This window comes from Stenotrophomonas muris (assembly GCF_052751275.1).
The window spans coordinates 3,158,895-3,170,830 of record NZ_CP199879.1 but is presented as its reverse complement, the minus strand read 5'-3'; the positions used below and the strand labels follow the sequence as shown (position 1 = coordinate 3,170,830).

At 63.3% G+C, this 11,936-nt stretch carries 9 protein-coding genes; 7 read left to right on the top strand and 2 right to left on the bottom strand.

Annotated elements, in window-relative coordinates:
- Nucleotides 1-45 precede the first annotated feature (45 nt).
- The 7 genes from ACUVWL_RS14790 to ACUVWL_RS14760 are packed head-to-tail and all read left to right on the top strand — an operon-like array spanning nucleotide 46 to nucleotide 10,001.
- Nucleotides 46-1,218, top strand: coding sequence for a cystathionine gamma-synthase (locus tag ACUVWL_RS14790; RefSeq protein WP_445978496.1), 1,173 nt, complete (start codon nucleotides 46-48; stop codon nucleotides 1,216-1,218).
- A gap of 28 nt (nucleotides 1,219-1,246) precedes the next feature.
- Nucleotides 1,247-2,029: an ABC transporter permease gene (locus ACUVWL_RS14785; RefSeq protein WP_053494789.1), complete on the top strand. Its 783-nt coding sequence runs from the start codon at nucleotides 1,247-1,249 to the stop codon at nucleotides 2,027-2,029.
- Nucleotides 2,030-2,044: 15 nt separating this feature from the next.
- Entirely contained in the window at nucleotides 2,045-2,650 is a 606-nt protein-coding gene (locus tag ACUVWL_RS14780) for an acyltransferase (protein WP_069118025.1), read from the top strand.
- Nucleotides 2,634-3,881 carry a glycosyltransferase gene (locus ACUVWL_RS14775; RefSeq protein WP_053494791.1) on the top strand — a complete coding sequence of 416 codons (1,248 nt, stop codon included), beginning with the start codon at nucleotides 2,634-2,636 and terminating at the stop codon, nucleotides 3,879-3,881. Before ACUVWL_RS14780 ends, ACUVWL_RS14775 begins: the two co-directional genes overlap by 17 nt.
- Nucleotides 3,881-5,173, top strand: coding sequence for an ABC transporter ATP-binding protein (locus ACUVWL_RS14770; protein ID WP_053494792.1), 1,293 nt, complete (start codon nucleotides 3,881-3,883; stop codon nucleotides 5,171-5,173). The genes ACUVWL_RS14775 and ACUVWL_RS14770 overlap by 1 nt, the downstream gene beginning before the upstream one ends.
- Nucleotides 5,170-8,727 carry a polysaccharide pyruvyl transferase family protein gene (locus ACUVWL_RS14765; RefSeq protein ID WP_445978495.1) on the top strand — a complete coding sequence of 1,186 codons (3,558 nt, stop codon included), beginning with the start codon at nucleotides 5,170-5,172 and terminating at the stop codon, nucleotides 8,725-8,727. The genes ACUVWL_RS14770 and ACUVWL_RS14765 overlap by 4 nt, the downstream gene beginning before the upstream one ends.
- A gap of 2 nt (nucleotides 8,728-8,729) precedes the next feature.
- The gene (locus ACUVWL_RS14760; protein WP_197561385.1) at nucleotides 8,730-10,001 is read left to right on the top strand and encodes a glycosyltransferase; all 1,272 of its coding nucleotides are present in this window, start codon (nucleotides 8,730-8,732) and stop codon (nucleotides 9,999-10,001) included.
- Nucleotides 10,002-10,224: 223 nt separating this feature from the next.
- Here ACUVWL_RS14760 and ACUVWL_RS14755 read toward each other — a convergent pair whose 3' ends face one another.
- A complete protein-coding gene (locus tag ACUVWL_RS14755) occupies nucleotides 10,225-11,163 on the bottom strand; it encodes an electron transfer flavoprotein subunit alpha/FixB family protein (RefSeq protein WP_014645853.1) in 939 nt (312 codons plus the stop codon).
- A complete protein-coding gene (locus ACUVWL_RS14750; RefSeq protein WP_445978494.1) occupies nucleotides 11,163-11,909 on the bottom strand; it encodes an electron transfer flavoprotein subunit beta/FixA family protein in 747 nt (248 codons plus the stop codon). Before ACUVWL_RS14750 ends, ACUVWL_RS14755 begins: the two co-directional genes overlap by 1 nt.
- Between the last annotated feature and the right edge of the window lie 27 nt (nucleotides 11,910-11,936).

The window sequence follows — 11,936 nt, the reverse complement described above, 5'->3', positions numbered from 1 at the left end:
CGCTCCTTCGACGGCGCCGGTCATCGGCGCCAATCAGGAAACGACATGTCCAACGCTTCTTCCCCGGACCGCGCGCTGGCCCTGGCCACGCTGGCCATCCACGGCGGCCAGTCGCCCGACCCCAGCACCGGCGCGGTGATGCCACCGATCTACGCCACTTCGACCTATGCCCAGTCCAGCCCGGGCGAGCATCAGGGCTTCGAGTACTCGCGTACCCACAACCCGACCCGCTTCGCCTATGAGCGTTGCGTGGCCTCGCTGGAAGGCGGTACCCGCGGCTTTGCCTTCGCTTCGGGCATGGCGGCCAGCTCGACCGTGATCGAGCTGCTCGACGCTGGCAGCCACGTGGTGGCGATGGACGACATCTACGGCGGCAGCTTCCGCCTGTTCGAGCGCGTGCGTCGCCGCACCGCCGGGCTGGACTTCAGCTTCGTCGACCTCACCGATCTGGCGGCATTCGAAGCCTCCATCACGTCGAAGACGAAGATGGTCTGGATCGAGACCCCGACCAACCCGATGCTGAAGATCGTCGACATCGCCGCGGTCGCCGCCATCGCCAAGCGCCATGGCCTGATCGTAGTGGTCGACAACACCTTCGCCTCGCCGATGCTGCAGCGTCCGCTGGAACTGGGTGCGGACCTGGTCCTGCATTCGGCCACCAAGTATCTCAATGGCCACTCGGACATGGTCGGTGGCATGGTCGTGGTCGGCGACAACGCCGAACTGGCCGAGCAGATGGCCTTCCTGCAGAACTCGGTGGGGGGCGTGCAGGGCCCATTTGACAGCTTCCTGGCCCTGCGCGGCCTGAAGACCCTGCCGCTGCGCATGAAGGCACACTGCGCCAACGCGCTGGCGCTGGCCCAATGGCTGGAAAAGCAGCCGGCGGTGGAGAAGGTGATCTACCCGGGCCTGGCCTCGCACCCGCAGCATGAACTGGCCGGCAAGCAGATGGCCGGCTACGGCGGCATCGTCTCGATCGTGCTCAAGGGCGGGTTCGAGGCGGCCAAGCGCTTCTGCGAGAAGACCGAACTGTTCACCCTGGCCGAGTCGCTGGGCGGTGTTGAAAGCCTGGTCAACCATCCGGCGGTGATGACCCATGCCTCGATTCCGGTCGCGCGCCGCGAACAGCTGGGCATCAGCGATGCGCTGGTGCGGCTGAGCGTGGGCGTGGAGGAGCTGGGGGATCTGCAGGTGGATCTGGAGAGGGCACTTCAGTGACCGTCGGATTGTCCATGGTGTCTGACGCATGAGTGCCTCGAATCTGGCTGGTCTCATCTTCCAGCTCACCCGGCGTGAAGTCAGTGGCCGCTACAAGGGCTCAGTGCTCGGCTTGTTCTGGTCCTTCGTCAATCCGCTGTTGATGCTCAGCGTGTACACGTTGTTCTTCTCGGTGATCCTGAAAGTTCGCTGGGGCGATCAGCCACAGCGTCAGGCGGATTTTGCGATCCTGTTGTTCGTCGGCCTGATCCTCCATGGATTCATCGCCGAATGCATCAACCGCGCGCCGGGATTGATCACGGGAAACGTCAACTACGTCAAGAAGGTCGTGTTCCCGATCGGCATTCTGCCGATCGTTTCCTGTTCATCGGCGCTGTTCCATTGGTTCATCAGTCTGAGCGTTCTGGCGCTTGCACTGGTGTTCGTCGGGAACGGTGTTCCGGTCACTTTTCCGTTGATTCTGGTAGTGATGGTCCCCCTGGTGCTGTATGCGCTGGGCATCAGCTGGATACTGGCGTCTGTGGGCGTTTACCTGAGGGACGTCAACCAGGTGGTGGGTGTTTTCTCGCAGATCCTGCTGTTCATTTCGCCAGTGTTCTTCCCGGTCACCAAGATTCCCGAGTACATCCGCCCGCTCTTCCTGGCCAATCCGCTTACGACGATCATCGAGCAGGCCCGTGCCGTCGCGGTGTTCGGTCAGCTGCCGGACTGGTGGCAGCTGGCGGGGCAGTTTGCTGCCGCGTCTGTGGTCTGCCTGCTGGGAATGGTCTGGTTCCGTCGCACCAAGTGTGGATTCGCTGATGTCCTTTAAGAAGGAGCTTGCACGATGAGTCGCCTGAAGCAATGGCTTCTTCGCCAGCGTTTCTTCTATGTGCTTATGGGGCTGAAGTACTACCTCGGCAACAATGTCGTTGCCCGCTTTCCGATCGAATGTGTTCGCCGGTTCTATCTGACCCGCGTGCTCAAGGTGGCGATCGGCAAGGACACGCACGTCAGCATGCGCTGGTTCGTCACCGGTTATCCGGTGCGCGCGCACGTCAGCATCGGTGACAACTGCGTGATCAACCGGGAGGTGTATCTGGATGGCCGGGTAGGCGTGGTTGTTGGAAACAACGTCAATGTTTCCTTCCAGACCTGCATCCTCAGCCTGCACCATGACCACAACGCACCGACCTTTCCCGCGATTGGCGGCGTGGTCACCATCCAGGACCATGCCTGGATCGGTGCCCGCGCCACCTTGTTGCCGGGCGTGACCATCGGCGAAGGTGCCGTGGTTGCGGCGGGTGCGGTCGTGGCACGCGACGTGGCACCGTATGAGGTGGTGGGTGGCGTACCCGCCCGAAAGATCGGTGAACGCAACCGGGATATCCAGTACCTCACCAGGTTCTCACCGTATTTTGATTCGGATATCTTCGATGAAACCGCAGGTTAAGAAACAAGTCCTCGTGTTCATGCTGGCGCCTTCGCTGCCGGCGGTGACGGGGGGCGACATCTATGCGGTGAACGCAGTTCTGCCGTTCGCCGAGGAGATCGACTACCACCTGTTCTGCTACGTCGGCGGCGACGCCGACCGACGCAAAGTCGAGCAGCATCGCGCGCTCTACGACAAAGTGTTCCGGTCGGTCCATCTCGAGCCTCGTCCGAAGATGCCGTTCGAGCTGCCCAAGGTGCAGCGAGCCCTGTCGATGGCGCGGCAGGCACTGCAGGGTCTGCCTTTCATCGATGCCAGCTACTACAGCCGCAGTGCCGTTGCGGCTGCACGTCGCATCGTCCGGGAACAGGGCATCGATGCGATCGAGGTCAACTCGACCCATCTGGCGTTCTTCCGTCGATTCTTGCCACAGGTGCCGGGCATCTTGCTGAGCCACAACATCGAAGCTGACATTTTTCCGTTCTGGATGCCGGCAGGCCTGACCGGATGGAAGCTGCGTTTCATGGAATGGGTTGCCAGCCGAAGCCGGCGAGCCGCGAAGGCTGTCGAGATCGACAATGCCTTCGGGTTCTCGGCGATGACCTTCATCTCTCGCCATGACATGTCGCGGGTTACCGACAAGGTCCCGCGCTACCTCATGCCGCTGCACTTTCCGTTGGGTACCACGCGTTTTGAAGACAAGCCGGATGATGTCTTCCACGTACTGTGGATGGGAGGCTTTGGCTGGTACCCGAATGCGGAGGCGGTGACCTGGTTTGCCGAGAAGATCCATCCGCTGCTGGCAGGCCAGTTGCAGGAGCGGAAGATTGTTCTGCACTTCTGCGGCGGCAATCCTCCCGAGGCGCTGCAGGCATTGCATGACGGGCGCAACGTTCTCGTGCATGGCTTCGTCGACGACCTGCAATCGCTGCTGGACAAAGCGCATCTGCTGATGGTGCCACTGCTGTCCGGCGGCGGCATCCGCGTCAAGATCGTCGAGGCGATGTCTGCCGGCATCCCGGTACTCAGCACCAGCAAGGGGTGCGAGGGCATCGGCGCGACCGACGGCGTGGACATCCTGGTGCGTGATGACGCAGAAGGGTTTGCCCGTACATTGCTGGAATGCGCGCAGGACCGAGCGCGACTGGCAGCTCTGTCGGCGGCAGGGCAGGATCTCATGGCGCGCGAGTATTCACAGCAGGCAAGCCTGGACGCCAAGCGAGCCGCCTATCGGCATGCGGGGGTGATGTGATGCAGGCAGCAGATACGCCGTTGACGGCTGCGCCGGTGGTTTCGGTACGTGGTGTCGGCAAGGTCTTCCGCATTTTCGACCGTCCGGCGCAGCGCCTGTTGCAGCCGGCAGCAAACCGGCTCCGGCGCCTGGTGGGCATGCAGCCGCAGCCGGCGCGCGTGTTCCATGCGTTGGACGACATCAACTTCGACATCGCGCCGGGCGAAACTGTTGGAATCATCGGCCGCAATGGCAGCGGCAAGTCGACGCTGCTGCAGATCCTGGTCGGTACGTTGCAGGCCAATACCGGCAGCGTGACCGTCAACGGGCGGGTATCGGCGCTGCTGGAACTGGGCGCTGGTTTCAACCCGGAATTCAGCGGGCGCGACAACGTCTACCTGGCAGGTGCCATCATCGGCCTGGGTTCGGCGGACATGACCCGCCTCATGCCTGAAATTGAAAAATTCGCCGATATCGGTGAATTCATCGACCAGCCTGTCAAGACCTACTCTTCGGGCATGTTCGTACGGCTCGCGTTCGCCGTGGCGATCCACGTGTCACCCGATATCCTGGTTGTGGATGAAGCGTTGGCAGTGGGCGACACCGCCTTCCAGACCAAGTGCCTTACCCGCATTCGCAAGATGCAGTCTGAAGGCGTCAGCATCATCCTGGTTACCCACTCCACCAATACCCTGCTGGAATACTGCGACCGGGGCATCTACCTGCGTCGCGGACGGGTCGTGCTGGACGGACCGTGCCGCGAGGTTGTCAAGAAGTATGCCGACGACCTGGTGGACGAAGAAGGCGGAGCCGTGATCTATGCGGACGAGGCCCTTGCCAGCTTGCAGGACGATGGCCTGCCTGCAGACGCTGCGGCATTGCCGGCAAGCGAAATCACCGGCGTGGAGATTCTCGACCTGCAGGGGCAGCCAAGGACGACGTTCGGCCATGGCGAACAAGTACTGGTGAAGGTCGCCATCCATGTACGCCGGCGTATCGAGCAGCCCTGCTATGGAATTCAGTTGAAGAGCGTGGATGACATCGCCCTGTGGGCTGGCACCACCCAGAACATGAGCCTTTCGCCGCTGCCGACGGAACCGGGCGATTATGTTTTCGACTGGCAGTTGACGTTGAATGTCACCGGCAACCGCTATGTGCTGGCACTGGGCATCGGTGACCTCGACACCGGCGAGTACCACCGTCACTCACGCGTGCCCTACGCGGGCCATGTGGATGTATTGCCTCAGCCCCATTCCGGTCATGGCTGGCTTGCTCCCGCCCCTCGCTTCACCGCACCAGTGAGAACTGCATGATGACGCACTCCAAGCCAGTATTCAGGGCCCTGGTCGTGGGTTTCTATGGGGCACCCAACGTGGGCGACGAGGTGCTGCTGGACCTGCTGGTCCGTCGCATCCGCGAACTGGGCGGCGAGCCGGTGGTTGCCAGCATCGATCCCTCGTTGACCCGCCGCATGCATGGTGTGGATGCCGTGCAGTTTGCCAATGTCGGGGACATCGCTCGTGCATTGATGCATTGCGACGTACTGGTGATGGGGGGCGGCGGCATCTTCCAGGACCATCATCCCTTCAACCTCGATGCGGTGTACCTCCCTTATGCGAACGACATTTCCGGCTATGCAAGGCCGATGCTGCTCGCGCGGCAACTGGGAGTGCCGACAATCGTATGGGGGCAGGGGGTTGGGCCGCTGAGTTCAGAGGGCGCACGCACCCTGGTGCGCGAGTTGTTCCAGCATGCGGCCGCCGTATCCGTGCGGGATGAATCATCCAAGGCACTGCTGCGCCAGATCGGCGTGGATCGGGATATCCTCGTTGCCGCCGATCCGGGATGGTTGTTCCGCCGCTATCACCCATTGCCGGCGCAACAGGCCGCGCACGATGCAGGCCAGCCGCAGAACAAGGTACTGGCGGTGGTGGTGCGTGAATGGGACAAGGGGCAGTGGAAAACGTCCCTGGTGGAGGCGTTGCGCACTGCAGTTCCTGCAGGATGGCGGATCCAATGGGTGGCGTTCCAGGCCCATACCGAAGGCAGTGGTGCGACGTCCGACCTGCCCTTGATCGAATCGCTGCGCCAGCAGCTACCCGGGCGCAGCAATGATGAACTGATCGCACCGGCAACAACGGATGCGACCTGGCAGACAATCGCCAGCGCTGACGCGGTGCTGTCCATGCGCCTGCATGCCAGCATCCTTGCCCTGCTGGCGGGCAAGCCCACCGCAGGCCTTGAGTACGACGACAAGCTGTCGCATGCCCATGCGATGGCTGGAATGCCGTCGATTCTGAGGCTGTCGACCGACGATGGCCCGGAGCGCTTCGTGCAGGCGATCGAATCGCTGGTCACCGAAGCCTGGCGGCCGGATCCGCAGGTGGTGGACAGCCTGGAAGTGTCCGCCAGCGCGCACCTGCAGCTGCTCGACGGCTGCTCCTCCCTGCCGCCGGTGCCCCTTCGCTTCGACGCAACCTCCACAGACTGGTTGTCACTGTGGTTGCAACAGGCACTGGTCGAGCTTGAACAGACCCGGCAGCAGAGCCAACGCGCCCACGATCTACTGCTGTTCCGGGACCATCAGCTTGCCGAGCAGACGACGCAGAACACAAACCTGACGCAGCAACTTGTCGAGAAGCAAAAGAAGATGAATGAAGACATGGTCCGCCTGGATGCGGCTCAAGGCCAGCTGCAGGAGAATGCGCAGGCATTGCAGCAGATCAGGCAGGAAAGTGCGCAGGCACTGGAGCAGATCAAGGAGGAAAGTGCGCAGGCACTGCAGCAGGTCAAGGAGGAAAGTGCGCAGATGCTGCAGCAGATCCAGCAGCAGTTGGCTGGCAAGCAGGCCTATATTGATGACAAGGAGGTCTACATTGCGATCCTGCTGCAGCAAATCGAACAGGTGCAGGCCGAGCTGGCGCGCAGCCGTCAGGAGACCGCAGATGCGCTGAATCTCTGGCGTCGCCTGCGTAGGTTCCTGCAGTTGCTTCGCCGCGACCTGGTGCGCCTGCTGGCCGCCCCCTTCAAGTTGGCTTCGGTCTGGAGGCGGCACGGGTTGAAGGTCGCACTGCAACAGATCCCGCGACGCATGAAGACGCTGGGTGTTCCTCAGACCGCTGCCACGCAACAGATGGCGGAACCGCCACCGCCGATGGTGCGACCGGTTCGCCGCGAACGCCTGCTGGTGATCGCCAACACGTTGACCACCGACGGCTGGCCCAACCGGGCGATGCACTTCGCGAAGGCGGGCGATCGTGCCGGCTTCTTCGTGCGCATCACCGCGGTGGATGGAAGTGCCTGGCCGGACGATGGCAGCGGCCTGCCGGCGCGTCTCGCTGTCGATGCGCACGCCTGGCTGCAGGAAGTGCGTGCCGAGGGTACTCGCGTTCTGCTTGCCGATGCATCGCCGGAGGCGCTGGGCCTGGCCCGGTCGGCACGTGAACGCGGTGCCGAAGTGATCGTCGACCTCGCTGCACTCGGTGCGGATTCTCTCTCCGCGGAACTGCGCGTCCTTACTGATCGCGTTGTCACCGGAACCCCGGAGCAGAAGGTCGATGGCCTGCCGTCGCGCTTCCTGGGCGCGGCTGGAGACAATGAAATCTTCGACTCCTACCGCAGTCATGGGCTGCCGCAGGCATATGAGGACGGGCGACAACATGTCCTGTTCGTTGTCCTCGGCGGAGACGGCGACGCCTGGCTTGATGCCGCGCTGAAGGCGTCCCCCGATCTCGTTTTCCATGTCACGGGAATGAACGTGGATGGCCGCGACAGCCGCCAGGTACGTGCCCTCGATTGGTCGTGGCAGCCGCAGCAGATGGCTCCGCTGATCGCCGGCGCGCATGCGGTTGTCATCGTCGGCGGGGCCGGGGACCGCACGCGCCTTGCCGACCTGTCAATGGCGGCGCTGCTGCTGGAGAAGCCGGTGTTTGTCGATGCGCTGCCGTCATTCGCACCGTCGCCCAACCTGCATCGGGTGGATGCCGCGCAGCTGTCCGCACAGCTGGCCGGCGCCACTGCGTCGGAAGACTACGCATTCATCGCCCGCCACGCCTGGCTGGGCCATGTCGAGCAGTTGATGCAACCGGAGTATCCGCTGTCGGTAAGCGTGGTTGTGCTGATCCACAACAACCGCCGCATCATTGAGCGCTGCGTGAGCACGTTGCTGGAGCACGCCGGGGAATGGCTGCAGGAAATCGTGGTTGTCGATAACCAGTCCAGCGATGGCGGCGCCGAACTGGTTGAATCGCTGTACGCAGGGCATGCCAAGGTGAAGCTTGTGCGCAACAGTGAGAATGGATGCTCCTCGGGTCGCAACCTGGGCGTCAAGCATTCCACCGGCCGTTATATTGCATTCTTCGACTCCGACCAGTGGTTGACCTCTCCGTCCTGCTTCAGTGAAGCCGTGAACATCCTGGCGGCCAACCCCGGTGTCGGCACCATCGGCTGGAATGCAGGATGGTTCGACGCCACGCGTGATGACCTGGGTGGACCCATCTCCGACTACCTTCCCAATCGCGGCATGAACAACGAGGCCCGCATCAAGGGATACCGCGATGACGTGGGTTTCCTGGGGACCAGCTGCATGTTCATTGCCCGTGACCTGTTCGAGCGTCTGGAAGGCTTCGATGTGTTCTACGACCCTACGTGCTTCGAAGACACGGACATCTGCTTCCAGGTGAAGAAGGCTGGTTATTCGGTGGCGTTCCGTGACCTGGCCGGTGTCCGTCACCAGCCGCACCAGACTACCGGCGCCAGCGAGGGCAGCGAGCGCTACAAGCAGCTGTTCAACCGCAACGCAGCCTACTTCCGCGACAAGTGGAAGGGGTATCCGGAGTTCTTCGTGGACCTCAAGTCCTGGCATTGAGCATGCGTCGCTGGTTGGCACCGCTTTCCAGGGCCAGGCACCATGTGCTGGAAGCACTGCTGGCGGTTGTTCCACAGCTCTACAGCCGCTGGTTCGATCGCAGTCGATCTCCCAAACCAGCGACCGAACAGCGCGCGGCCTCTGTACAAGGCGGGCGTCGCGCTGTTCTGCTGGTGGACCACGACTTTCCCGAGATCGACCGTGATGCGGGCTCGCGAGCGATTCTGTCGTTCGCCAAGCTCGTGGATGAGGCCGGATTCGAGCTTGTGTTCTGGGCAGCATCGACCACGCCATCTGCTGCGGGAAGAGCGGCGCTGCATCGTGCCGGTATCCATGCCTGCTGTCGCGGCGAAACGGGGTCGCTGGAAGAATGGTTGCGCGGTCCCGGTCGTGCCTGGAACCTGGCTGGCGCCGTACTGAGTCGACCCTTGATCGCCGCCATGTATCTGCCGGTCATACGTCGCAATCTGCCTGGCCCCTGCATCTACTACGGTCATGACATCCATTTCCGCCGCCTGCAGGCGATGCGGCGCATCGACGCAATCTCGGGCCGGGGCCTGCTCTGGCAGCGGTGGGTGATGAGCAGGGTCGAGCGACGCTTGTGGCAGTACGCTGATGTGGTGCTCTATCCCTCCCAGGAGGAAGCAGACGAGGTAAATGCATTCCGTCGTGCGCGCGCACTGGCCGGTAATGCCGAAATGTTCCCGCTGTGGACTCTGGATGGTGGCGTCTGCGTTGGGGCGCCTGGTGGTCGGCAAGGACTTCTGTTTGTTGGCAGCTACGCACACGCGCCGAATGTGGATGGCCTGGATTGGTTCCTGCGGGAAGTGCAGCCCAAGCTGAAGCTGCACGCGGAACAACGCACGCTGACCATCGTGGGTTCCGGTATGGAGGCTTACGTGCCGCCGCCGTCCACGACGCAGGTCCGCATTCTGGGGCGCGTTGACGATGCAACCCTGGATGCGTGCTATGGCCACGCCCGCGTAGTGATCGCACCGCTGCGTTTCGGCGGGGGAGTCAAGGGCAAGGTTCTCGAAGCGATCGGCAAGGGAGTTCCCTGCGTGATGTCGACCGCTGGTGCCCAGGGACTGGATGGTCTGGAAGCCTTCCTGCCCGTCAGCGATGATCCGCAGGTGATCATTTCCGCCATCCAGCAGCTGGTAGAGGATGACGCTGCCTGGGTGGCGGCAGCGTCAGGGGCATCAGCTTATCTTCGCCAACGTTACGACGCCGGACGGTTCCGCGAGCGCCTGCGGCAGGTGCTGGGTGCGTGAGTTGGTCGCGGTGATCAAGTGGTTGGGGGAAACAGTCTCACCCGCGCTCACAAGCTGCTGCGTCCAACTGAGGCTACAGGCGGCGCCACCAGGTCGATCAGGTATCCGCGTGCACCCGTTTCGAGCCGGAGTGCGCCCCAGCGAGACAAACAGGCCTGCATGATCTGATGGCTGCATGGGGAGCGATGATCGCCCCCCGTGCACCATGTGGACAAACTGCCGCTTACAGCGCCTTTTCCAGCTCCGGCAGGATCGCAAACAGATCGCCCACCAGACCGATATCGGCGATCTCGAAGATCGGCGAATCCGGATCCTTGTTGATCGCGACGATCGTGCCGGCATCCTTGATGCCGGTCAGGTGCTGGATGGCGCCACTGATGCCGACGGCCACGTAAAGTTCCGGGGCGATGATCTTGCCGGTCTGGCCGACCTGCAGGTCGCTGGGCACGTAGCCGGCATCAACCGCAGCGCGCGAGGCACCGACGGCGGCACCGAGCTTGTCGGCCAGCTGGAAGATGACCTTGAAGTTCTCTTCCGAACCGACACCACGGCCACCGGAGACCACGCGCTTGGCGCTCTGCAGGTCCGGGCGGTCGCTGGCACCAGCGGCGAGGCCGACGAAGCGGGTGTGGGTCGGCAGGGCAGCATCGACGCTGGCCGCCTCGATGGTCGCGCTGCCGCCCTGGGCGGCTTCCGGCCACGAGGCGGCACGCACGGTGGCGACCACGATCTGGTCGGCCGGGGCTTCCACGGTGATGATCGCGTTGCCGGCGTAGATCGGGCGCTTGAAGGTGTGGCTGCCTTCAACGCTCATCAGGTCGGAAACCTGGTTGACGCCCAGCAGGGCGGCCACGCACGGCATCAGGTCCTTGCCGAAGGTGGTCGACGGGCCGAACACGTGGGTGTAACCCTTGGCCAGCTGCGCGATCTGCGGTGCCAGCACCTGGGCGATGGCCTGCGCGTTGGCAGCGTTGGCCACGGTCAGGACCTTGGCGACGCCAGCGATCTTCGCGGCCTCGGCAGCCACGGCAGCCGGATCGGCGGCCAGCACCAGCACGTCGATGCTGGCGCCGCTGATGGCGGCAGCAGCGCTGACGGTCTTGGCGGTGGCGGCGTTGAGCTTGCCGTCGTGGTGCTCGGCGATGACGAGAATCCTGCTCATTACAGCAACCCCTTCTGCTTGAGTGCGGCAACCAGTTCGGCCGCGTCCTTGACCATCACACCCTTGCTGCGCTTGGACGGCGCGGCGTACTGGGTGGTCTTGAAGGTGTCGGCGGCTTCAACGCCGAGGTCGGCCAGCTGCAGGGTCTCCAGCGGCTTGGCCTTGGCCTTCATGATGTCCGGCAGCTTGATGAAGCGCGGCTCGTTCAGGCGCAGGTCGGTGGTGACCACGGCTGGCAGATCGACTTCCAGCGTTTCCAGGCCGGCGTCGACTTCGCGGGTCACCGTGGCCTTGCCGTCGGCAATGTCCAGCTTGCTGGCGAAGGTCGCCTGCGGGCGCCCCCACAGCGTGGCCAGCATCTGGCCGGTCTGGTTGGCGTCGTCGTCGATGGCCTGCTTGCCCAGGATCACCAGGTCCGGCTGTTCCTTCTCGATCAGCTTGAGCAGGGTGCGCGCGGCGGTCAGCGGCTGGATGGCCTGGTCGGTGATCACATGGACGGCGCGGTTGGCGCCCATGGCCAGGCCGTTGCGCAGGTGCGCCTGGGCATCGGCCGGGGCGATGGTGGCGACCACGACTTCGCTGGCGATGCCCTTGTCGCGCAGGCGCAGGGCCTCTTCCAGGGCGATTTCATCGAAGGGGTTGGGGGACAGCTTGACGCCGTCGGTGACCACGCCGGAACCGTCCGGCTTGACCTGAATGCGGACGTTGTAGTCCACCACGCGCTTGTACGCGACGAGGATTTTCATCTGGTACGGGGTCCTTGTAGTGCCGGC

Bases quoted from the DNA above. Each gene is read 5' to 3' on its own strand.
- ACUVWL_RS14785 (WP_053494789.1), top strand. From the start codon at position 1,247: ATGAGTGCCTCGAATCTGGCTGGTCTCATCTTCCAGCTCACCCGGCGT.
- ACUVWL_RS14775 (WP_053494791.1), top strand. From the start codon at position 2,634: ATGAAACCGCAGGTTAAGAAACAAGTCCTCGTGTTCATGCTGGCGCCT.
- ACUVWL_RS14755 (WP_014645853.1), bottom strand. From the start codon at position 11,163: ATGAGCAGGATTCTCGTCATCGCCGAGCACCACGACGGCAAGCTCAAC.
- ACUVWL_RS14770 (WP_053494792.1), top strand. From the start codon at position 3,881: ATGCAGGCAGCAGATACGCCGTTGACGGCTGCGCCGGTGGTTTCGGTA.
- ACUVWL_RS14790 (WP_445978496.1), top strand. From the start codon at position 46: ATGTCCAACGCTTCTTCCCCGGACCGCGCGCTGGCCCTGGCCACGCTG.
- ACUVWL_RS14780 (WP_069118025.1), top strand. From the start codon at position 2,045: ATGAGTCGCCTGAAGCAATGGCTTCTTCGCCAGCGTTTCTTCTATGTG.
- ACUVWL_RS14760 (WP_197561385.1), top strand. From the start codon at position 8,730: ATGCGTCGCTGGTTGGCACCGCTTTCCAGGGCCAGGCACCATGTGCTG.
- ACUVWL_RS14765 (WP_445978495.1), top strand. From the start codon at position 5,170: ATGATGACGCACTCCAAGCCAGTATTCAGGGCCCTGGTCGTGGGTTTC.
- ACUVWL_RS14750 (WP_445978494.1), bottom strand. From the start codon at position 11,909: ATGAAAATCCTCGTCGCGTACAAGCGCGTGGTGGACTACAACGTCCGC.